The organism is Devosia psychrophila (assembly GCF_000971275.1).
Classification (GTDB): Bacteria; Pseudomonadota; Alphaproteobacteria; order Rhizobiales; family Devosiaceae; genus Devosia; species Devosia psychrophila.
In genome coordinates, this window is sequence record NZ_LAPV01000122.1 from 34,159 (window position 1) to 55,205 (window position 21,047).

Annotated in this window: 20 protein-coding genes, 1 tRNA gene and 1 pseudogene; 15 read left to right on the forward strand and 7 right to left on the reverse strand. The window is 61.8% G+C overall.

All coding sequences use genetic code 11. The features are described 5' to 3' along the window. Nucleotides 1-22: 22 nt before the first annotated feature. Nucleotides 23-1,174, reverse strand: coding sequence for a Gfo/Idh/MocA family protein (locus WH91_RS10895; protein ID WP_046171038.1), 1,152 nt, complete (start codon nucleotides 1,172-1,174; stop codon nucleotides 23-25). 200 nt (nucleotides 1,175-1,374) lie between these two features. On the opposite strand from WH91_RS10895, the gene WH91_RS10900 reads away from it, so the two are divergent. Beyond that, complete coding sequence (locus WH91_RS10900) at nucleotides 1,375-2,034, forward strand: TetR/AcrR family transcriptional regulator (RefSeq protein ID WP_046171039.1); 660 nt, start codon at nucleotides 1,375-1,377, stop codon at nucleotides 2,032-2,034. Nucleotides 2,035-2,274: 240 nt separating this feature from the next. Here the strand turns inward: WH91_RS10900 and WH91_RS10905 are convergent, their stop codons facing one another. Continuing rightward, nucleotides 2,275-3,198, reverse strand: a complete 924-nt coding sequence (locus WH91_RS10905) for a LysR family transcriptional regulator (protein ID WP_046171040.1) — start codon at nucleotides 3,196-3,198, stop codon at nucleotides 2,275-2,277. A gap of 348 nt (nucleotides 3,199-3,546) precedes the next feature. On the opposite strand from WH91_RS10905, the gene WH91_RS10910 reads away from it, so the two are divergent. Genes WH91_RS10910 through WH91_RS10935 form a run of 6 tightly spaced genes read left to right on the forward strand, consistent with a single transcriptional unit; the run spans nucleotide 3,547 to nucleotide 9,835 of the window. Then, nucleotides 3,547-4,836 carry an ABC transporter substrate-binding protein gene (locus tag WH91_RS10910; protein WP_046171041.1) on the forward strand — a complete coding sequence of 430 codons (1,290 nt, stop codon included), beginning with the start codon at nucleotides 3,547-3,549 and terminating at the stop codon, nucleotides 4,834-4,836. Nucleotides 4,837-4,840: 4 nt separating this feature from the next. Then, nucleotides 4,841-5,788, forward strand: coding sequence for a carbohydrate ABC transporter permease (locus WH91_RS10915; RefSeq protein ID WP_046171042.1), 948 nt, complete (start codon nucleotides 4,841-4,843; stop codon nucleotides 5,786-5,788). 46 nt (nucleotides 5,789-5,834) lie between these two features. Further along, nucleotides 5,835-6,668 carry a carbohydrate ABC transporter permease gene (locus tag WH91_RS10920; protein WP_143077998.1) on the forward strand — a complete coding sequence of 278 codons (834 nt, stop codon included), beginning with the start codon at nucleotides 5,835-5,837 and terminating at the stop codon, nucleotides 6,666-6,668. 4 nt (nucleotides 6,669-6,672) lie between these two features. Then, on the forward strand, nucleotides 6,673-7,692 hold the full coding sequence (locus tag WH91_RS10925; protein ID WP_046171044.1) for a Gfo/Idh/MocA family protein: 1,020 nt from the start codon (nucleotides 6,673-6,675) through the stop codon (nucleotides 7,690-7,692). After that, nucleotides 7,689-8,774: a Gfo/Idh/MocA family protein gene (locus WH91_RS10930; RefSeq protein WP_046171045.1), complete on the forward strand. Its 1,086-nt coding sequence runs from the start codon at nucleotides 7,689-7,691 to the stop codon at nucleotides 8,772-8,774. The genes WH91_RS10925 and WH91_RS10930 overlap by 4 nt, the downstream gene beginning before the upstream one ends. An 8-nt stretch (nucleotides 8,775-8,782) precedes the next feature. After that, the gene (locus WH91_RS10935; RefSeq protein WP_046171046.1) at nucleotides 8,783-9,835 is read left to right on the forward strand and encodes an ABC transporter ATP-binding protein; all 1,053 of its coding nucleotides are present in this window, start codon (nucleotides 8,783-8,785) and stop codon (nucleotides 9,833-9,835) included. A 174-nt stretch (nucleotides 9,836-10,009) separates the two neighbouring features. On the opposite strand, the gene WH91_RS10940 is transcribed toward WH91_RS10935, so the two are convergent. Continuing rightward, nucleotides 10,010-10,261, reverse strand: coding sequence for a hypothetical protein (locus WH91_RS10940; protein ID WP_046171047.1), 252 nt, complete (start codon nucleotides 10,259-10,261; stop codon nucleotides 10,010-10,012). 98 nt (nucleotides 10,262-10,359) lie between these two features. Here WH91_RS10940 and WH91_RS10945 point away from each other — a divergent pair, with 98 nt between their 5' ends. The 3 genes from WH91_RS10945 (at nucleotide 10,360) to WH91_RS10955 (ending at nucleotide 13,469) form a co-directional block, all read left to right on the forward strand. After that, nucleotides 10,360-11,463, forward strand: coding sequence for an FAD-dependent oxidoreductase (locus tag WH91_RS10945; RefSeq protein WP_244542292.1), 1,104 nt, complete (start codon nucleotides 10,360-10,362; stop codon nucleotides 11,461-11,463). A gap of 134 nt (nucleotides 11,464-11,597) precedes the next feature. Beyond that, on the forward strand, nucleotides 11,598-12,455 hold the full coding sequence (locus WH91_RS10950; protein ID WP_046171049.1) for a PDZ domain-containing protein: 858 nt from the start codon (nucleotides 11,598-11,600) through the stop codon (nucleotides 12,453-12,455). Between the two features lie 84 nt (nucleotides 12,456-12,539). Beyond that, nucleotides 12,540-13,469, forward strand: a complete 930-nt coding sequence (locus WH91_RS10955) for an aldo/keto reductase (RefSeq protein ID WP_046171050.1) — start codon at nucleotides 12,540-12,542, stop codon at nucleotides 13,467-13,469. A 53-nt stretch (nucleotides 13,470-13,522) separates the two neighbouring features. Here WH91_RS10955 and fabV read toward each other — a convergent pair whose 3' ends face one another. Together fabV and WH91_RS10965 are read right to left on the reverse strand one after the other, a co-directional pair. Next, nucleotides 13,523-14,692, reverse strand: coding sequence for an enoyl-ACP reductase FabV (gene fabV, locus WH91_RS10960; protein ID WP_046171051.1), 1,170 nt, complete (start codon nucleotides 14,690-14,692; stop codon nucleotides 13,523-13,525). Nucleotides 14,693-14,913: 221 nt separating this feature from the next. Then, nucleotides 14,914-14,988: transfer RNA gene (locus WH91_RS10965), tRNA-Gly, on the reverse strand. 205 nt (nucleotides 14,989-15,193) lie between these two features. Here WH91_RS10965 and WH91_RS10970 point away from each other — a divergent pair. The 3 genes from WH91_RS10970 to WH91_RS10980 are packed head-to-tail and all read left to right on the forward strand — an operon-like array spanning nucleotide 15,194 to nucleotide 17,079. Beyond that, entirely contained in the window at nucleotides 15,194-16,144 is a 951-nt protein-coding gene (locus WH91_RS10970; protein WP_046171064.1) for a thioredoxin family protein, read from the forward strand. 27 nt (nucleotides 16,145-16,171) lie between these two features. Further along, nucleotides 16,172-16,840, forward strand: a complete 669-nt coding sequence (locus WH91_RS10975; RefSeq protein ID WP_046171052.1) for an LON peptidase substrate-binding domain-containing protein — start codon at nucleotides 16,172-16,174, stop codon at nucleotides 16,838-16,840. Nucleotides 16,841-16,842: 2 nt separating this feature from the next. Continuing rightward, on the forward strand, nucleotides 16,843-17,079 hold the full coding sequence (locus WH91_RS10980) for a Trm112 family protein (RefSeq protein ID WP_046171053.1): 237 nt from the start codon (nucleotides 16,843-16,845) through the stop codon (nucleotides 17,077-17,079). A 150-nt stretch (nucleotides 17,080-17,229) separates the two neighbouring features. Here WH91_RS10980 and WH91_RS10985 read toward each other — a convergent pair whose 3' ends face one another. After that, the gene (locus WH91_RS10985; protein ID WP_046171054.1) at nucleotides 17,230-18,453 is read right to left on the reverse strand and encodes an FAD-dependent monooxygenase; all 1,224 of its coding nucleotides are present in this window, start codon (nucleotides 18,451-18,453) and stop codon (nucleotides 17,230-17,232) included. Between the two features lie 265 nt (nucleotides 18,454-18,718). On the opposite strand from WH91_RS10985, the gene WH91_RS10990 reads away from it, so the two are divergent. Continuing rightward, entirely contained in the window at nucleotides 18,719-19,057 is a 339-nt protein-coding gene (locus WH91_RS10990; protein WP_046134535.1) for a P-II family nitrogen regulator, read from the forward strand. 20 nt (nucleotides 19,058-19,077) lie between these two features. Next, nucleotides 19,078-20,451, forward strand: a complete 1,374-nt coding sequence (locus WH91_RS10995; protein WP_052952755.1) for an ammonium transporter — start codon at nucleotides 19,078-19,080, stop codon at nucleotides 20,449-20,451. Between the two features lie 375 nt (nucleotides 20,452-20,826). On the opposite strand, the pseudogene WH91_RS23410 reads toward WH91_RS10995, so the two are convergent. Then, nucleotides 20,827-21,047, reverse strand: a pseudogene (locus WH91_RS23410) (IS110 family transposase); the annotation flags it as partial.

Genomic DNA, 21,047 nt, shown 5'->3' on the forward strand with positions numbered 1-21,047 from the left:
AGTGTGTGCCACACGATGTGTGTCAGAACTCCAGCTTCGGCACATCGAGCCAGCGGCGTTCGGCCCAGCTCTTGAGGCCGAGTTCGGCCAGTTGTACGCCCTTGGCGCCGGCTTCGAGGCCGTATTCCCAGGGGGCGTCCTCAGCCACGTGGCGCAGGAACATTTCCCACTGCACCTTGAAACCGTTGTCGGCGGGCCAGTTGTCCGGCACTTCTTCCCAATCGGCAAAGAAGTTCATGGTCTGCGGCTGGTCGGGGTTCCACACCGGCTTGGGCGTGTTGACGCGGTGCTGGGTCCAGCATTTGTGCAGCCCCGCAACGGCTGAGCCATGCGTGCCATCGACATGGAAGGTGACGAGGTCATCGCGGCGGACGCGGGTGGTCCAGCTTGAGTTGATCTGGGCGACGATGCCGCCTTCCAACTCGAAGGTGGCATAGGCGGCGTCGTCGGTATCGGCCTTGTAGGCGACGCCGTTCTCGTCGACCCGGTTCGGAATGTGGGTGGCGCCGAGGCAGGACACCGCCTTGACCTCGCCGAACAGGTTATCGAGCACATAGCGCCAGTGGCACAGCATATCGAGGATGATGCCGCCGCCGTCCTGCTTGCGGTAATTCCAGCTTGGGCGCTGCGCCTTCTGCCAGTCGCCTTCAAACACCCAATAGCCGAACTCGCCGCGCACCGAGAGGATTTTGCCGAAGAATCCGCTGTCGGCCAGCATCTTGATCTTCATCAACCCGGGCAGGAACAGCTTGTCCTGCACCACGCCATGCTTGAGGCCCGAGGCGCGGGCCGTCCTGGCGAGATTGACCGCGACTTCGAGATCGTCGGAGGTCGGTTTTTCGCAATATACATGCTTGCCGGCGGCCAGCGCCCGTTCGATCAGCCCGGCCCGCATCAGCGTCGTGCCGGCATCGAAAAACACCGTGTCTTCAGGATTGGCCAGCGCCGCATCGAGGTCATGGCCCCAGCGCGCAATGTTGTGCTTCTTGGCCAGCCGCTCGATCTTGGCGGCGTCGCGGCCGACAATGATTGGATCGACCACGAGGCGGTCGCCATTGGCCAGCGCTATGCCACCCTGGTCGCGGATGGCAAGGATCGAGCGCACCAGATGCTGGTTGTAGCCCATGCGCCCGGTGACGCCGTGCATGATGATGCCAATTCGCCTGTCTGCCATCTCGATTTCCTCCCGCGCCGCGTAGGGCGTGTAACTGATTGGTTACTTAGCTACACGCCGCAAAGGGGAGCCGTCAAGTGTCGTGCGAGGCATTGAGCCACGGACGCTGGCGGAAGCGCCTTTACCCTCGTGAGGGTGACTGCTATCTGGGAAAGATCAGCATTTATGCAGTAACCGCGGCGTTCGCCGCATGAGGGGCAATGGACGAGGCTCTCGCGGATAAGCCGGCGGTAAAGCGCGCCAGGAATTCGGAAAAGACCAAGGCGGCTATTCTGGTCGCCGGTCGGGCCGAATTTGCCGAGCGCGGCTTCGAGGGTGCACGGGTGGACGCCATCGCGGCCCTCGCGGGTGCCAACAAGCGGCTGCTGTACCACTACTTCGGCAACAAGGAAGACCTGTACCGCGCGGTGCTGCTCGATGCTTATCAGGAGATTCGTCGCGGCGAACGGGCGCTGTCGCTGGACCAGTTCGGGCCGGTCGACGCCATGGACCGGCTGGTGCGGTTCACTTTCCGCCATTTCCTCGCCAACCCGTGGTTTCCGCGCCTGCTCGGCACCGAAAATATCGAGAATGCGCGGTTTCTCAAAACCCTGCCGGATATCCAGGCGTTGCATTCGCCCCTGGTCGGGCAGATCAAGACCATCATGGATCGTGGCGCCGATACGGGCATTTTCCGCCGCGATGTCGATCCGGTGCAGCTGTATATTTCCATCGCTGCGCTGGGGTTTTTCTACGTGTCCAACATGGCGACGCTGTCGGTGATTTTTGCCCGCGATCTATCGGCCATCGACATGGTGCAGGAGCGCGAAGCCCAGGCCGTGCAGATGGTGGTGGATTATCTGAAGACCCGGGCGGGGTAGGCGGCGAAGGTGAGTTTTTGTTGGGGTACCCCCCACCTGCCATTCGGGCGTAGCCCTCATGGCCTTCTCACCTAAAATCACGCCACTGGCGTGATTTTGCCTGCGGCCGGTTCGAAGTCCCCCTGATAGGGGAGGGACTTCATCGAGTTTTGGGCGTCATGGTGCCAAAACCACTGGCCAGATTCCTCCCCATTTTCAGGGGGAGGCTAGGTGGGGGTATTGTTCCTGCTGTTCTAACTTCTACTCCAACTCCGGCAGCACCGGCTTGGCTGCCTCACTTATCCGCCGAACCATGTCGCGCAGACGCTCGTCATTCTTCTGCTCGGTGAGCAGGTAAATCCCCATGCGGCTGATCCGGTGCGGGTCGGTCTGCTCCACTTCCACCAGCCCGCGCCGGGCGAAGTCGTCGCGCATGATGTGGGTGTGGCGCAGCACGGCGTCGGTGGCGCAGGTGTAGTCGACGCAAGCGGCGAGCGAATTGGAGGCAAAGGCCGAGCTGGTGCGGTCGAACACCGTCTCGATTCGGGTGCGGCGCTTGGCGCTGTCGAAATAGCGCTGGTGCCGGCTTTCGGGCGGGGAGCTGCTGACCTGCGGGTAGGAATCGATCTCGGCGACGGTCCGGGTCTTGGCTAGCAGAGGGTGGCCCTGCCTGACGAAATAGGCGTGATAGACCGTGCTGAGCGGGATGAATTCGGCCCCGACGCTGGGGCTGAGGCCTTCGATTTCATGGGCCAGGAACATCGAGATATCACCCGAGATCAACTGGTCCATGCAGCGCAACTGGTTGCCGAGGCTGACCTGGGCCGGCGCGTTGGGGAATTCCTGCTGATAGGCCACCACCATGTCCTTGAGGAACATGGTCCACCATGAATAGCCCGAGCCGATGGAAATGCCGCGTTCGCTGCGCTGGCGCTGCTCGGCAATGGCGCCCAGCATGTTGTGATGCAGACGCCGCATCAGCCGGGCATTTTCGTACAGCGTCTCGCCGTAGGGCGTCAGCGTCACCCCGCGCGATGAGCGCAGCAGCAGTTGGACGCCAAGCTCTTCCTCAAGCTTGCGCATGTTGAAAGTGAGCGTCGGTTGGGTGACCAAAAGTGCCGTGGCAGCGGCGCTGATCGAGCCGGCATCGGCAATGGCGAGGAACTGGGTAAGTATCTTGTCCATGGCTGACCATAGATTTTATCTATGGCAAGGGCCAGCATTTCATATTTTTCTTTTGTGCCAAACTGCGTAATGCTGGCCTTGAGAAGTGCCAACAAGGAACAGGTCTGCGCCGCTCCAATCTTCCATACAAGTCAGTTGCACCCGCGCGCAGCGGCGTGTTAGATCGTAACCGGCCAGTTATTTGTTCGCATCGACGACATTCCAATCACGAAAACGAGCAGAGCAGGCGGATTGACAACGCGACTAAACCAAATATCGTTGTAACTAGTTGGTGACTTAGCGGCGGGGAGGCCGCTGTCACGTCGGTTCCAAAATTCGGAACAGCTAAATTTTTTGGGAGGAAAACCAATGACCGTTCGTATCGACCGTCGAAAGTTTCTGATGGGCACTACAGCCTTGGTTGCCGCTGGCGCCGCCGGCGTCATGCCAGCCTGGGCCCAGGCATCCAGCCTGCGCCTGACCTTCTGGGGCGGCCAGGCCCGCGCCGATCGCACCTATGGCGTGACCGATCTCTATAAGGCCGCCAAGGGCACCGACGTCGAGGGTGAATTCCTCGCCTGGAACGATTACTGGCCCAAGCTGGCGACCCAGACCGCGGGTGGCAATGCCCCCGACATCATCCAGATGGATTATCGCTACATCGTCGAATACGCCAAGCGCAACGCCATCGCCCCGCTCGACGAATTCGTTGGCGGCGTGCTCGATCTTTCCAATTTTGACGCCGACCAGCTCGAAGGCGGCAAGGTCGATGGCAAGCTCTATGGCATTTCGCTCGGCGCCAACTCGGTTGCCATGCTGATCAACACCGCGGCCTTCGAAGAGGCCGGTATCGAGGCGCCCACCAATGCCTGGACCTATGACGACCTGATCGCCATCGGCGAGGCCTTCAAGACCGCCAATATTCGCGGTGGCATGAAGGCCATCATGGACGGTTCCTACTCCGAGCCAATGCTGGACAACTGGCTGCGCCAGCGCGGCAAGGCGCTTTATACCGCCGAGGGCAAGCTGGGCTTCGACGAAGCCGATGCCGTGGAATGGTATGCAATGTGGGCCAAGCTGCGCGAAGCCGGCGTTTGCGTGCCCGCTGAAGATCAGGCGCTCGACACCGGCCCGCTCGAAACCACCATGCTGGTATCCGGCAAGGCTGCAATGATCCCGTCCAACTCCAACCAGCTCGTCGGCTTCCAGGCCATCGTCCAGGACAAGCTGGCCATGGTCGGCTATCCGCGCATCGCGGCCGGCGTTGGCGGTGGTCACTATCGCAAGCCGTCGATGTTCTTCTCGGTTGCCGGCTCCTCCGCCAACAAGGAAGCGGCAGCAGAATTCCTCAACTTCTTCATCTCCGATCCCGAAGCCGTCAAGGTCCTCGGCGTCGAACGCGGCATTCCCTGCATCGCCGCATCGCGTGACGTCGTGGCGCCAACCCTCGACGAGCAGAGCCAGATCGCCCTGAACTTCGTCGCAAATCTGGGCGACCTGCTTGGGCCGTTGCCGCCATCCCCGCCGGCCGCTGCCGGGGAAATCTCGGAATCGCTGCTCCGTACCCTGGGCCAGGAAGTCGGCTTTGGTGCCAAGTCTCCTGAACAGGCTGGTGGCGAGCTGATTACCGGCGCCAACGACATCCTCGGCCGAGTTTAAAACCATGACCGCGCGCTCCCTTGAATCGGGCGCTCCCGCAAGGGAGCGCGCGGCCTCTCCATCCCTGTGGTCCCGGATCTGGCAAAACCATGCCCCCGGCTACCTGTTCCTGTTGCCCTGGCTGATCGGCTTTTTCGGCCTCACCATCGGGCCTATCGTCACCTCGTTCTATCTCAGCTTCACCGACTTCGACCTGTTGACCTCTCCCGACTGGGTGGGTGCCAACAACTATGTCCGCATGTTCACCGCCGACCCCAAGTTCTGGGCGTCGATGCGGGTGACCGTGATCTTCGTGATCTTCTCGGTGCCGCTCAAACTGGCCTTCGCGCTGGCCGTCGCCCTGCTGCTCAACCGGGGCATGCGCGGCCTGCCGCTGTATCGCGCCCTGTTCTATCTGCCGAGCCTGCTCGGCGCATCGGTGGCCATCGCCATCCTGTGGCGCCAGATTTTTGCCCGCGACGGCCTGGTCAATGATTTCCTCTCGGTCTTCGGCATTGCCGGTCCGAGCTGGATTTCCAATCCGCAATATTCGCTGTGGACCATCATCATCCTGGCGGTCTGGCAGTTCGGCTCGCCGATGATCATCTTCCTCGCCGGCCTGCGCCAGATTCCGCAAGACATGTATGAGGCGGCCAGTCTCGACGGCGCCGGCAAATGGCGGCAGTTCATCAAGATCACGCTGCCGCTGCTGACCCCGGTGGTGTTCTTCAACGCCATCATCCAGACCATCGAGGCGTTCAAGAGCTTCACGCCGGCTTTCATCATTTCGGGCGGCACCGGCAATCCGATCAATTCGACGCTGTTCTATACGCTCTACCTGTACCAGGAGGCCTTCGGCTTCTTCCGCATGGGCTATGCCTCGGCGCTGGCCTGGGTGTTGCTGGCGCTGGTCGGCATGTTTACGGCGTTCTCGTTCCTTACCAGCAAGTACTGGGTGCACTACGATGAGTGATGTTTCCAACAGGCTCACCGTGGTCGGCGAGCGTCAATTGACGCCAATGCAGCGCAAGCTCATCTCGGTGCTGACCCATGTCGCGCTGCTCGCGGTCTCGGTGCTGATGCTGTATCCGCTGCTGTGGTTGCTCGCGGCCTCGTTCCGGCCGGAAAACGAGATTTTCACCTCGGCCAGCATCTGGCCGTCGTCGTGGAGCATCGACTCCTACATCCGCGGCTGGAACGGACTGCGCACCAGTTTCGGCACTTTCTATATCAACAGCTTCATCATCTCGGGCCTGTCGGTGCTGGGCAATGTGATGGCCTGCTCGATGGCGGCCTACGCCTTTGCCCGGCTCGATTTCAAGTTCAAGAACTTCTGGTTCGCCATGATGCTGATGACGCTCATGCTGCCCTACCAAGTGACGCTGATCCCGCAATATGTGCTGTTCCGCCAGCTTGGCTGGGTCAACACCTTCCTGCCGCTGGTGGTGCCGAAGTTTCTTGCCGCCGACGGGTTTTTCATCTTCCTGATGGTGCAGTTCTTCCGCGGTCTGCCGAAAGAGCTCGACGAAGCTGCCCAGATGGACGGCTGCTCGCCCTGGCGCATCTATTGGAAGATCATCATTCCGCTCTCCATGCCGGTGCTGGCGACCGCCGCCATCTTCACCTTCATCTGGACCTGGGACGATTTCTTCGGTCCGCTGATCTACCTCAGCGAAATGAAGACCTACACGGTGATGCTGGGCCTGCGCACCTTCACCGACAGCACCGGCGAAAGCGATTATGGCGGGCTGTTTGCCATGAGTGTGCTCTCCATCGTGCCTATTTTCCTGTTCTTCCTGTTCTTCCAGCGACTGCTCATCGAGGGCATCGCCACCACCGGTATGAAACGCTAGACCCATGACTGACATCAAATTCGCCGCCATTGGCATCAATCACAGCCACATTTATGGCCAGGTCGATTGCCTGCAGGAGGCCGGGGCGCAGTTCGTCTCGTTCCACGCCGTCGAGGACGATCTTGCCGAGGCGTTCGGCGCGAAATACCCCGAGGCGAAGCGTGTTGCCGATCCGCGGGCGATCCTCGAAGACGCCAATGTAGCCGTGGTGATCACCTCGGCCATTCCGGCTGACCGCGCGGCGATTTCCATTGCTGCCATGCAGCATGGCAAGGACGTGCTGACCGACAAGCCGGGCATGACCACCTTCGCCCAGCTCCACGAGCTGCGGCGCGTGCAGGCCGAAACCGGCCGCATCTATTCGGTGCTGTATTCCGAGCATTTCGAAGTGCGCGCCACGGTGGAAGCCGGCAATCTGATTGCGCAGGGCGCCATCGGCAAGGTGATCAATACCGTTGGTCTCGGGCCTCATGCCATCCGCAACAACCAGCGGCCGGACTGGTTTTATGATCGCCAGCGCTACGGCGGCATCCTCTGCGATATCGCCAGCCACCAGTTCGAGCAGTTCCTGTTCTTTTCCGATGCCATGGATGCCGAAGTGACCGCGGCCACAGTCGCCAATCGCGGCAATCCGGACCGGCCGGGGCTGCAGGATGTCGGCGACGTCCACCTCAAGACGCCCAATACCTCGGGCTATATCCGCGTCGACTGGTTCACCCCGTCGGGTCTCCCCACCTGGGGCGATGGGCGCCTGACCATTCTCGGCACCGAGGGCTATATCGAGCTGCGCAAATATATCGACATTGCCGGCAAGCCGGGCACCGATCACCTCTACATCGTCAACCACGAGGGGCCGCGCCATATCGACTGCTCAACAGTCGATCGGCCGTTTGGCCGGCAGTTCCTCGATGACGTTCTCAACCGCACCGAAACCGCCATGCCGCAGGAGCGGGCCTTCAACGCCATGAAACTGGCGCTGACGGCGCAGCAATTGGCCGAACGCGGCACGGAGTGGGCGCAATGAGCCGTATTTTCAACGTCGCAGTCGTCGGTGTCGGCATCGGCCGCAGCCATATCGTCGAGGGCTATGTGCCCAATGCCGACAAGTTCAAGGTGCTGGCGCTATGCGATCTCAACGTCGAGCGCATGACGCCCATCGCCGATGAATTTGGCGTCGAGCGTCGCGTCACCAGTTTCGATGATGTCCTCGCCATGGACAATATCGACGTGGTCGATATCTGCACGCCACCGGGCCTGCACTATTCCATGGTCATGGCCGCGCTCAAGGCCGGCAAGCATGTGATCTGCGAAAAGCCGCTGGTCGGATCGCTGGCCCAGGTCGACGAGGTCATTGCCGCTGAAAAGCAGAGCAAGGGCATGTTGATGCCGGTGTTTCAATACCGCTTCGGCAATGGCATCGAGCAGGCCAAGGCGATCATCGACGCGGGCATTGCCGGCAAGCCCTTCATGGGCACGGTCGAAACGCTATGGCGCCGCGAGGCGGATTATTACGCAATTCCGTGGCGCGGCAAATGGGCCACCGAACTCGGCGGCGTGCTGATGGGCCACGCCATCCATCCGCATGACCTGTTCACTTATTTGATGGGCGACATCGATCGCGTTTTTGGCCGCGTTGCCACTCGCGTCAATCCAATCGAAGTCGAAGATACCATTGCTGCCTCGCTGGTGATGAAAAGCGGCGCGCTGGCCAGCCTGACGGCAACGCTGGGCTCCGCCGACGAAATCACCCGCATCCGATTGGCGTTTGAAAACGTCACCATCGAAAGCGATCATGCAGCCTATAATCCGGGCGAAAAGCCCTGGACCATCAAGCCGCGCAATGACGAGACCGCCGCCAAGATCGACGCGCTGCTCAAGGACTGGAAGCACGTCCCGTCGCGCTTCCAGACCCAGATGGCCCGCTTCCACGACGCGCTGATCGGCGCGGCGCCGCTGCCGGTGACCAGCGCGGACTCGCGCCGTTCGCTCGAACTGGTGACGGCCTTCTATCATTCCTCCGCCACCGGAGAAGACGTACCCCTGCCGATCGGCCCCGGCCACCCCCTCTACGAGAGCTGGGTTCCTGCCCAGTTCCGCGCTGCTTAGGAGATTCCATGGCGACCAGCATCCAGCTTCGGCAGCTCGTAAAAGCCTATGGCGACATGGAGGTCATCCACAATATTGACCTCGATATCGATCCGGGTGAGTTCACCGTATTCGTCGGTCCCTCGGGCTGCGGCAAGTCCACGCTGTTGCGCATGATCGCTGGTCTCGAACCGATTTCCGGCGGCGACCTGGTGATCGACGGCCAGCGCATGAACGACGTGCCGGCGGCCCGTCGCGGCATCGCCATGGTATTCCAGTCCTATGCGCTTTACCCGCATATGAACGTCTATCAAAACCTCGCCTTTGGCCTCGAAACCGCCAAGGCGCCCAAGGCCGAAATCCAGCAGCGCGTGCAGCGTGCGGCGGACATTTTGCAGATCGTGCCGCTGCTGCAGCGCAAGCCCAAGCAGCTCTCCGGCGGCCAGCGCCAGCGCGTCGCCATCGGCCGTGCCATCGTGCGCGAGCCCAAGATTTTCCTGTTTGACGAACCGCTGTCCAACCTCGACGCCGAACTGCGCGTGCAGATGCGCGTCGAGATCGCCAAGCTGCATAATGATCTGGGTAACACCATGATCTACGTGACCCACGACCAGGTCGAAGCCATGACCATGGCCGACAAGATCGTGGTGCTGCGGCTCGGCGTCATCGAACAGGCCGGCGCGCCGCTCGAGCTCTACAACAATCCGAAGAACCTGTTCGTCGCTGGCTTCATCGGCTCGCCCAAGATGAACTTCCTGACCGCCACAGCCGATGGCAGCGGCATTTCAGTGGCCGGCAATGCGCTGGCTCTGCCGCGATCCGCGGCAGGTACGGCGACGCTGGGTGCGCGTCCCGAACACATTACCCTGCAGCCCGGAACCGGCATCAAGCTGGCCGACGTGCGGGTCGATCTGGTCGAAAATCTCGGCGGCCAGACGGTGGTTTATGCCACCACGGCCAACGGCCAGCCGGTCAACATCGTATTGGAAGGCCAGCGTCCGGTCGAGCTGGGTTCGACGGTAACGGCCTATATCGACCCGGCGCGCGTGCATTTGTTCAATGCCGATGGCAATGCGCTCTAGGTTTTAGGAGGCAGGAACCCCTCCCTCCGTTCTCCCTCGGGCTTGACCCGAGGGCCGCTCCTCATTCGGCGCAAATGGTTATTGGCCCTCGGATCAAGTCCGAGGGAGAAAGAGGTCGGTGCGACGCCCTGTGCCGTAGCCCAACGGACCTATGCGGTTGAGTTGGATCGAACCCTAATCCTTCAGTTCATCTTCGACATCGGTCTCCGGCCGGTCGCCGCCGCTGGCCTGCTCTTCGTGCCATGCGCCCTTGGCATCCTGATACTGGATCGCCTCGTCATTGCCACCGACCTGTTGCCGGCGAGCGGCAGCCGCGGCTGCGTCATGGGCAGCCTGATGGCTAGGGAAGGTCTCGGAGAACACGTCTCCGACCTTGTAGGCAAAGCCGCCATCGTGCTCGACGACATCATAGGTAACATGGGACATCAGTATTCTCCTTGGTCGTTCAAAACACGCTGCGGGCGCAGAGGTTGCCCGGCAGGCACGGTGACCATACATGGGTATGGACAGTGACGGGGGCCAGAGTGGCGGATCAGGATCAGGGCACACGCGTGGCGCTCAAGCTCGACATCGTGGTCATCGGCGCTGGACAAGCCGGGCTGAGCGCGGCCTATCACCTCAAGCAATTGGGTCTGCAGCCGGGCCGTGATTTTATCGTGCTCGACCGGGCGCCCCAGGCGGGCGGCGCCTGGCAATATCGCTGGCCGTCGCTGACGCTCTCCACCGTCAACCGGGTGCACGACCTGCCGGGCATGAGCTTTGCCAAGATTGCCGGGGGCGACGACACGGTCAAGGCCTCGGTCGCGGTGCCGCATTATTTTGCTGCCTATGAGGGCCATTTCGGGCTGCAGGTGCTGCGACCGGCCACGGTCGGCGTGGTTTGCGAGCGCGGCGAGCGGCTGCGCGTCGAAGCTGACCGCGGCCTGTTTTCGGCGCGCGGCATTATCAACGCCACCGGCACCTGGGAGAAACCGTTCATCCCTGATTATCCGGGACGCGAGAGTTTCGCGGGCCGACAGTTGCACACCCACGATTTTTACCGCGCCGAAGACTTTGTCGGCCAGCATGTGCTGATTGTCGGTGGCGGTATTTCGGCGATCCAGCTGCTCGACCAGATTTCGCTGGTCACACGAACAAGCTGGGTGACCCGCGCGCCGCCGTGCTTTCGCGAAGGCCCGTTCGATCAGGATGCGGGTCGCGAGGCGGTGAAGCTGGTGGAGGACCGCGTGCGCGCCGGTCTACCGCCCAACTCGGTGGTGTCGGTGACGGGGCTGCCGCTCAGCCCGGCGATTATTGCCATGCGCGATCGCGGCGTGCTTGAGCGGCAGGAGATGTTCAGCGAGATCACCCCGACCGGCGTGCGCTGGGCTGATAGGCACTCGCTGGATGTCGATGTGATCCTGTGGTGCACCGGTTTCCGCTCGGCACTCGATCATCTGGCGCCGCTGCAACTGCGCGAAGAATCCGGCGGCATCACCATGACCGGCCGGCTGGCAACGCAAGTGGCGCGCGACCCACGGGTGCATCTGGTGGGCTATGGACCCTCGGCGTCCACTGTTGGGGCAAATCGCGCCGGTGGCGCGGCGGCACGGGAGCTGACGCAATTTCTGGGCGCGGTGGACGACTAGGAGTCCGATATTTGATTTGTCAAGTCGTGAATCTTGCCGCGACATGCTGTCGCTCCAGATGTTATCCATGACAAGCCGCATGGCTTATGAAGCCTTGTGCAGGCCGGAACTCCGGCTTCTATGGGAACCTGTTGATGCACAAATTTGCGAAAGTGCTTGTCCTGACCGCAGCCGCCATTCATCTGGCGGCCGCCCCGATCGCCTACTCGACACAGTCATACGCCCTTGCCGGCGATGTTATGCTACCCGCCCCCTATATCTCCCGCGCGCTCGGTGCCGTACTGCTCCCGATCGATGACACCGTACGGTCGATATTTGCTCTTGCTGCGGCCGATACCGGTGTTCTGGTCATTGCGACCGAGCCCGGCGGCGTGGCCGATAGCCAGGGCATACTGCCCGGTGATGTCATCTCCAGGGTCCGCGGCCACGCCATCGTCAGTCCAATCGATCTGGACGAGGTGGTGTATTACTGGATCCTACAGAACGATTTTGATTTCGGCTTCGACTACTATCGCGATGGCGTGCTGGCCGCGACGCTGTTCACCATCACGCTGGATCTTTACGAGAGCAGTTTTGATATGGCGAGCGTCTCCAGTTGGAGCTCTTGGACCACTGAAACCAGCTTCTCCTATGAGGAATTTTACGAGGAGTATTCGGTCGAGATGACCGAGAACTATGAAAGCTCGGAATCCATCATCGAGGAAACCGTCAGCAGCGAAGAATATGCCGCCGAACTCACCAGCGAAGCAGCCGAGGAGGATTCCGAAGGTGCTGACAGCGACGGTGATGGCATCGACGATGCAGAAGACACCGACGATGATGGTGACGGCATCGACGACGCCGACGATAACGACAGCGACAATGATGGCATGGACGATGCCGAAGATACCGACGACGATGGTGACGGCTTCGATGACGCAGATGACACCGATGACGATGGCGATGGCATCGATGACGCGGACGACTCCGACGATGGCGGCGACGACGAGTAATCGGCTTTGCGCATCAAAGTGCTTTGACTAAGCTATCGGGGCGGGTGCAAGCCTGCCCCATTTGTTTGAACGGCGGCCTATTCGATGAAAACCTACCAAATGCCCCATAGCGGGCGCAGCGTCTCCAGCGTCGTGCTCGGCCTGATGCGCATTCCAAAGATGAGCGACGGCGAAATCCAGGCGCTGTACGGCGCGGCCCGCGATGCCGGGATCGATGTGTTCGACCATGCCGATATCTATGGCGGCGAGCGTCATCTGTGCGAGAAGCGCTTTGGCGATGCGATCAAGCTCGATGCGGCCGAACGCGACGCGATTTTCATCCAGTCCAAAGTCGGCATTCGCAACGGCTTCTTCGATTTTTCCAAGGAGCACATTCTCAAGACCGTCGACGAATCGCTGGCGGCGCTGAAGACCGATTATCTCGACCTGCTGCTGCTGCACCGTCCCGATACGCTGGTCGAGCCGGAAGAGGTCGCCGAGGCGTTCGAGCAACTGGTCGCGGCTGGAAAAGTGCGCAGTTTCGGCGTGTCCAACCACACGCCGGGACAGATCGAGGTGCTCAAGACCGCGGTCAAGCTACCCCTGGTCGCCAATCAGGTGCAGCTCTCCATCACCCATGCGCCGCTGATTGCGCAGGGCGTTGCCGCCAATATGGCCGGACTCGACCAGTCGATCTCGCGCGACAATGGGCTGCTGGATTATTCGCGCCTCAACAACATGCTGCTGCAGGCCTGGTCGCCGTTCCAGAAGGGCTTCTTCGATGGCGTCTTCCTCGGCGATCGCGAGAATTTCGCCGCGCTGAATGACGCCATCGATGCGCTGGCCAAGCAATATGGCGTCACCCCGACCGGCATCGCCGTGGCCTGGATCACCCGCCACCCCGCCAATATCCAGGTCGTGCTCGGCACCACCAACCCGACCCGCGTTAAGGATTCGGCGGCCGGCTCGGCCGTACCGCTGACCCGCGAGGAATGGTACCGCCTGTTCACCGCAGCCGGGCACACGCTGCCGTAGCAGAAAAAGAAAAAAGGCCAGACTTGCGTCTGGCCTTTTGATTTTCGGGCCGATCAGCCGACGGCGCGGGGATCGACGTCGGCGCTATAGTCGACGCCGCCGAGGCCGAAGCCGAACAGGCGGAGGAATTCTTCGCGATATTTCGGCAGGTCGGCCAGTTCGGCCAATGTTTCGGTGGTGAGCGCAGCCCAGCGCTTGGTTAGTTCGGCCTGCATGGTCTCGGACAGTTCCCAGTCGTCGACGCGAATGCGGCTTTCCTCGTCCACCAAGAGCTCGCCCGCAAGCTTGTGGCGGAACAGGCGGTCGATCTGCTGGATCGGACCTTCGCCCAGGCCCATTTCGTCTTCGACCTTGATCAGCAGGGTGCCATACAGCGGCACCACCGGAATGGCGGAGCTGGCCTGGGTTACCACCGCCTTGAGGGCAACGACGTGGGCTGCATGTGCCCCGTGCTGGCCGCGAATGACAGCGGCGGCGCGATCGAGATCGCCCTTGGCCTTGCCCAGCGTGCCCTTGTGATAGATCGGCCAGGTCAGTTTGCTGCCGAGATAGGTGTAGTTGAGCGACTGGAAACCGTCAGCCAGCACACCGGCTTCGGCCAGCGCGGCGATCCACAGCTCCCAGTCCTCGCCCCCCATGACCTTGACGGTCGCCGCAGCTTCTTCCTCGGTGGCGGGCTCGACCGAAATTTCGGAAACTTCGCCGGTGCCGGTGTTGAGCGTTTTGGAGGTGACCGCAGCGCCATAGGGCTTGATGGCCGAGCGATAGCTGACACCGTCCTTGGGATCGGTACGCACCGGTGAGGCCACCGAATAGACGATCAGGTCGACCTGACCGAGACTCTGGCGGATCGCCTCAATGGCTTCGGCCTTGACCGCGTCGGAAAAAGCGTCCCCCTCGATCGTCACGGCCACCCGGCCAGCGGCCTTGGCGCGGATCTCGAAAGCACGGTTATTGTACCAGCCGGCACTTGCCGTCTTGCCTTCAGCGGGCGGTCGCTCGAACGACACGCCGACCGTATCGGCATCGCTGCCGAAGGTCGTGACGATGCGCGAGGCGAGGCCATAACCGGTCGAGCAGCCGAGCACCAGCACGCGCTTGCGCGATGATTCGATGAGACCCTTGACCACCACGTGATCGATCTGGCGCTGCACATTGGTGGCGCATCCGATCGGGTGGGCGGTGGTGCAGATGAAACCACGGATTTTCGGTTCAATAATCACAAGGCAACTCCACACTGGTTTATTGCCGGCAGCGCGCCGGGCTTTTAACATAGCGGATTTCTAATGCGATGCGGATCAGAGCACCAGTGTCGCAGCAAAGCAAATTGCATGCGGCGGGCGTTTTAAGGCCATCAGGCGGCCTTGTTGTCATGATCGGTAAAAAACGAAAGGCCGAACCCGAAGGTCCGGCCTTTTGATCGTTTCTTCCTGGGTAGGAAGATTGGAGCGGGCGAAGGGATTCGAACCCTCGACCCTAACCTTGGCAAGGTTATGCTCTACCCCTGAGCTACACCCGCGCTCCGTTTGTTGCCGGGACAGTCTTGTTGTCTGGCGACGAGGCGCTATATGCCCAATCGAAACCCCGATTGCAACCCACAATTTGACCAGACCGTCATCTTCGTGCCGCGTTGTGGATAGAGGGGCTTGTCACACCACCATTTGCGGGCGCAAGAAGGTCCGCAAATTTCCCAGTTTGCCTCGCTGAAGGGTCCAGTTTTCCTCATGTCCACTCCGTTCAAAGGCGTTGCCGCAGCCCCCCAGTCCAGCGTTCCTGTCGGCGCGCTGATCAAGGATTCCACCGACGCGGCATTCAAGACCGACGTCATCGATGCGTCCCTTGATACCCCGGTGCTTGTCGATTTTTGGGCGCCCTGGTGCGGTCCGTGCCGTGCACTGACCCCGGCGCTCGAAAAAGTCGTCAATGAAAAGGCCGGCGCAATCCGGCTGATCAAGATCAATATCGACGAAAATCCGCAGATTGCCGGCCAGCTCGGCATCCAGTCGATTCCGGCGGTGTTCGCTTTTTCGGGCGGTCGCCCGGTCGACGGCTTCATGGGCGCCATGCCCGAGGGCGAAGTGCGCCGCTTCGCCGACAAGGTGATTGCCGCCGGGCCGGTGGCTGCGCCCGCCGAACTCTCGATAGAAGACAAGATCGCCGAGGCCGTAACTGCCGCCGAGGCTGCGCTGGCGGCTGGCGACCTCGGCCAGGCCGCGCAGATCTTCGGCATGGTGATCCAGCAGCAGCCGGATCACGCCGTTTCCCTGATCGGCCTCGCCAAGGTTTATCTGGCTGCCGGTGAAGCCGATCAGGCCCAATCGACGCTGGATATGGTGCCGGAGGCCGAGCGCAAGGGCGATGCCTATACGACCGTCGCCAATTCGATCCGCCTGCTCGCCGAGGCCGCCAATCTCAGCGAAACCACAGCGCTCGAAGCGGCGGTGGCCGCTGATCCAGATGACCACCAGGCGCGTTATGATCTTGCGCTGGCTTTCAATGCCGAGGGCAAGAAGGTCGAGGCCGCCGAGGCGTTGATCGCCGTGTTCAAGCGCGACCGTACCTGGAACGACGACGGCGCACGCAAGAAGCTGCTGGAATTTTTCGATGCCTGGGGTCCGCGAGACCCGGCGACCAACAAGGGCCGGCGCATGCTCTCGGCGGCTCTGTTCTCGTAGGAACACACGACAAGCGAAGGCGACAAAATGCCAAAACGTCCCGCCAGCCCGGCCGACCTGCCCAAGTCCGTCCCGATCTTCCCGCTGTCGGGCGCCTTGTTGCTGCCTTTCTCGCATCGCCCGCTCAACGTATTCGAGCCGCGCTATATCGAGATGGTCGATGCGGCGTTGCGGAGCGACCGCATGATCGGGCTGATCCAACCCGAGGATACCAGCGAGGAAAGCCCCAAGGGCCGCAGCCCGCTGCAGACGGTGGGTTGTCTGGGGCGGATTACGCATTTCGAGGAAAGCGGCGAAGGCCGCTATTTTATTATCCTCGAAGGGGTGACCCGCTTCCGGCTGGCGCATGAACTGACGGTGATGACACCCTATCGCCAGGGCGTCATTGCCGGCGAGGATTATGCCAGCGATTTCACCCGCGACTTCGGCGAGGACACGGTGGACCGCGAGCGCTTCGTCCGCATGATGCGCGACTATGCCGAATTTGCCAGTATCGAGCTTAACTGGGACGAGATCGAGCGCACCGGCACCGCGGACCTGGTCAATTTTTGCTGCATGGTCGGCCCCTATGGCCCAGCCGAAAAGCAGGTGCTGCTCGAGGCGCTAACCCTGGAGCAACGCGCCGAAACGCTGATCGCTATGACCGAATATGAAATCGCGCGCGGCGCCGCCGGCAGCCCTTCGCCGCTGAACTAGGCATGGTCGCCACCCCGTCGATCAATCCGCGCCATGTCATCGACGTGAAGTCGCTCGAAATGCTGGTCTGCCCGCTGACCAAGACGCGGCTGACGCTATCGGCAGACAAGACCGAACTGATCTCGGTTGCCGCGCGCCTGGCTTTTCCGATTTTGAAGGGCGTGCCCTTGCTCAGCCTGGATGAGGCGCGAAATGTCGATCCGGAGGAGATCAGGCGGCTCCCGGAGTTGAAGGGGTAGGGGTCCCTTCCACTCATCCGAGCTAAACAACCCCCACCCTTGATCCCTCCCCACAGGTGGGAGGGAGACGATGAACACGGCCTTCAGGTCTGGCGCCTCCCTCCCCTGAATGGGGAGGAATTGAGGGTGGGGTGATGGGAGCCCCAATGCCTAAATCGGCAAGCCGCTGAGTAGCTTCGGCCCCTTGCCTGAAATACCCGACGCCGTGCGGATCAGCGCCGCCTTGACCGGGCCGGCCCGATCCACCAGCCCCAGCCCGAAATCGCGGATTGCCCGCACCGGGGCTACGTCGTTGGAAAACAGCCGGTTGAGCGTATCGGTCATTGCTGCCATGCCGGCGGTATCGAGGCGGCGCCAGGCCTGATAGCGGCCCAGCACGTCGTCGCTGCCGTGATCGAGGCCCAGCCGGATCGCGTCGACAACCACTTCGGCCAGTGCGGCAACATCCTTGAGGCCGAGATTGAGCCCCTGGCCGGCGATCGGATGCACCACATGGGCCGCATCGCCCACCAGCGCCAGCCGCGGCGCCACGAAGTCGCGCGCGATCTGCAGGCGCAATGGAAAACCCTGCAGTTTTTCTTCCAGCGTCACGGCGCCCAGCGTCGAGCCCATCACAGCCTCGATCTCGGCGGCCAGTGTATTATCGTCCATGGCGAGGAAGCGCCGGGCGTCGTCCGTCCGCTCGGTCCAGACCAGTGACGAGCGATTGCCCGGCAGCGGCAGGCTGGCAAACGGACCCGCGGGGCGGAAGTGCTCATAGGCAATGCCGTCATGCGGCAGTTCATGAGCGATGGTGGTGACCAGCCCGGTCTGGCGATAGTCATGGCCGGTAACGCCAATGCCCGCCATGCCGCGCAAGACCGACTGGCCGCCATCGGCCGCAACCACCAGCGGCGCTGCGAGCACGCGGCCATCGGCCAGAGTCAGCCGGCCGGCATTGCCCTCGGTGACGAAGCCGGTGATTGTTGCCGGAGCGATAACCTCGATCTTGCCGGCGATGGCCTCAAGCAAGGCTTGGCCGCTGATGCTATTGGGCACCATGTGGGCGAATGGCTCGCCCGGGACTACGTCACCGTCGAAGGCCAGGAATAGCGGGCGGGAAATATCGCCTTCGCCAGAATCGGTAATCCGCATGGCACTGATCGGCTGGCTTGCCGACAGCATGCCAGGCCAGACGCCGAGCGCATCGAACACCCGGCGCACGCCGGCGGCAATTGCCGAGGCACGGGCGTCGCGCGGCGCCGACAGTGGGCGCCGATCGACGAGCCCGACCCTGATGCCACGTGCTGACTGCACCAGCGCAAGGGCAAGCGTCAGCCCCACCGCGCCGCCGCCAACAATCAACACGTCAAATGATTCAAGGTTGTCGTTCATGCCGCGATCTCCTTGCCGGCATTTGCTCCCGCAGGGCGGCTTGACGCAAGCGCACCAAACGCCGCGGTCTGTGCCTTATTTGTGCCCAGATCGCCCCGGATTTGCACAATAAATGTGCATCAACCTGCTTCGGCGACGGCGGATTTGCTTAGGCTATTTTTAAAGCATTGAAAATGCATGAAATTTCGGCGTGTAGCCGAGTTGGCACGGGTCTTGAGTCTATCGGAGCATTCCAGACCAAGCGCCAAGTCGCAAAGGGGCTCACATGAAACTGGTGATAGCAATTATCAAGCCATCACGCCTCGAAGAGGTTCGCCAGGCTCTCAACTCACTCGACGTTCACGGCATGACCGTGACCGAGGTTAAGGGCTACGGACGCCAAAAGGGCCATTCCGAAATCTACCGCGGCACCGAATATGCCGTGCATTTCCTGCCCAAGCTGAAAGTCGAGATCGCCGTTGATGACGCGCTCGCCGACGCCGTCAGCACTGCCATCCGCGATAGCGCCCAGACCGGTCGTATCGGCGATGGCAAAATCTTCGTGCTCGATCTGCTCGCCGTCACCCGTATCCGTACCGGTGAAACCGGCGCGGCTGCCCTCTAAGCGTCATCGGGAGAAAATAGATGAAGACGTCAAAAATCCTGGGATGCACCGCTCTTGCTTCCCTCCTGCTGGCCCTGCCGGCATTCGCCCAGGAGGCCGTCGCGCCTGCTGTCGAAGCCGTGGGGGAAGTCGTCCCCGTGATCGACAAGGGTGACGTGGCCTGGATGCTGGTATCGACCATGGTCGTCATCGTGATGACCGTTCCGGGCCTCGCCCTGTTCTACGGCGGTCTTGTCCGCGCCAAGAACATCCTGTCGGTGCTCACCCAGGTGTTCCTCGGCTTCTCGATGATCTCGATCCTGTGGGTGGCCTACGGTTACTCGCTGGCTTTTGCCGGCCCGACCGAAGGCGGCCTTTCGGCATTCGTCGGCGACTTCTCGAAGTTCTTCCTCAACGGCGTAACGCTTAAGTCCACCGCTGCCACCTTCTCGGCCGGCTTCGTGCTGCCTGAAATGGTCTTCGTGGTGTTCCAGCTCACCTTCGCCTGCATCACCTCGACCCTCATCATCGGCGGCATCGCCGAGCGCATGAAGTTCGGCGCGCTGATGGCGTTCCTCGCCATCTGGTTCACCTTCTCCTACATTCCAATGGCCCACATGGTCTGGTCGAGCCCCGGCCTGCTGTTCGGCCTCGGCGCTTATGACTTCGCCGGCGGTACCGTGGTTCACATTAACTCCGGTGTGGCCGCACTTGTCGCCGCCATCGTGCTTGGCCCGCGTCTCGGTTACATGAAGGAGCCGATCGCTCCCCACAACCTGGTCTGGACCTATGTCGGTGCCGGCCTGCTGTGGTTCGGTTGGTTCGGCTTCAATGCCGGCTCCAACCTCGAAGCCAACGCCTTGACCGCCGTCGCCCTGATGAACACCGTCCTGGCTCCGGCCGCCGGTGCACTGGCCTGGGCACTGGGTGAAAAGATCACCCGTGGTCACTCCTCGACCCTGGGTGCTGTCTCGGGTGCCGTCGCCGGCCTCGTCGCCATCACCCCGGCTGCCGGCTTTGCCGGTGTCGGTGGCGCCATCGTGCTCGGCGCCATCGCCGGCGTGGTCTGCCTCTGGGCCGTCGTCAACCTCAAGCCGCTGCTCAAGTATGACGACTCGCTCGACGTGTTCGGCATCCACGGCGTCGGCGGCATCGTCGGTGCTCTCGGCACCGCAGTCGTCGCCATGCCGTCGCTCGGCGGTTACCCGCTGGGCGTTGCCGAGGAATACTCGGTCGGCAGCCAGTTCATGATCCAGCTCACAGCCGTGGCAATCGCCATCTCCTGGTCCGGTGTCGTGGCATTCGTCGCCATGCTGATCGTCAAGGCGATCTTCGGCGGGGTCCGCGTCCCGGAGTCGAGCGAAAGCGATGGTCTCGATCTCTCGAGCCACGGCGAACGCGCCTACAACAACTAAGCTTGATTTCACCCGGCGGTGGTCACCTGCCGCCGGGTCCCTTTAATGACCAAAAAATTGATCGTGGCGTGCGGCTCGTGTCCCTCTTGGCCCGCCACAGAGGCTTCCCACTCGCAAAACTGCACGGGCCGCACTCCACGATCAATTTACCTCGAAACGCATCGCTTCGCGCAGTCTCGCTCCTCCCTCGCGACCCTAACAGCAAACTCGGCCCGCCCTTCCAGGCGGGCCTTTTCTATGGGGTTACCCTCATACGGCATCGTCAAATTGGGGCCAAACCACCCCCACCCTTGATCCCTCCCCACAAGGGGGAGGGAGACGATGAACACTGAAAATCCAGCTGGCGCCCCCTCCCCTGAGCAACCGTGTTTGATGTCAATCGCTTTTGCCCTTCCATGGTGCATCGTTGGCGATGACGGCGTTGGCTGTGGTGATGAGTTTGCGCATGGCGGCGACGATGGCGAGCTTGCCGGGTTTTCCCTGGTCGCGCAGGCGCTGGTAGAAGTCTCGGATCGGGGGATTGGCGCGGATGGCGGAGAGGCTCGCCATGTAGAGGGCGCAGCGTACCGAGAGACGGCCACCGGCAATATGGGCCT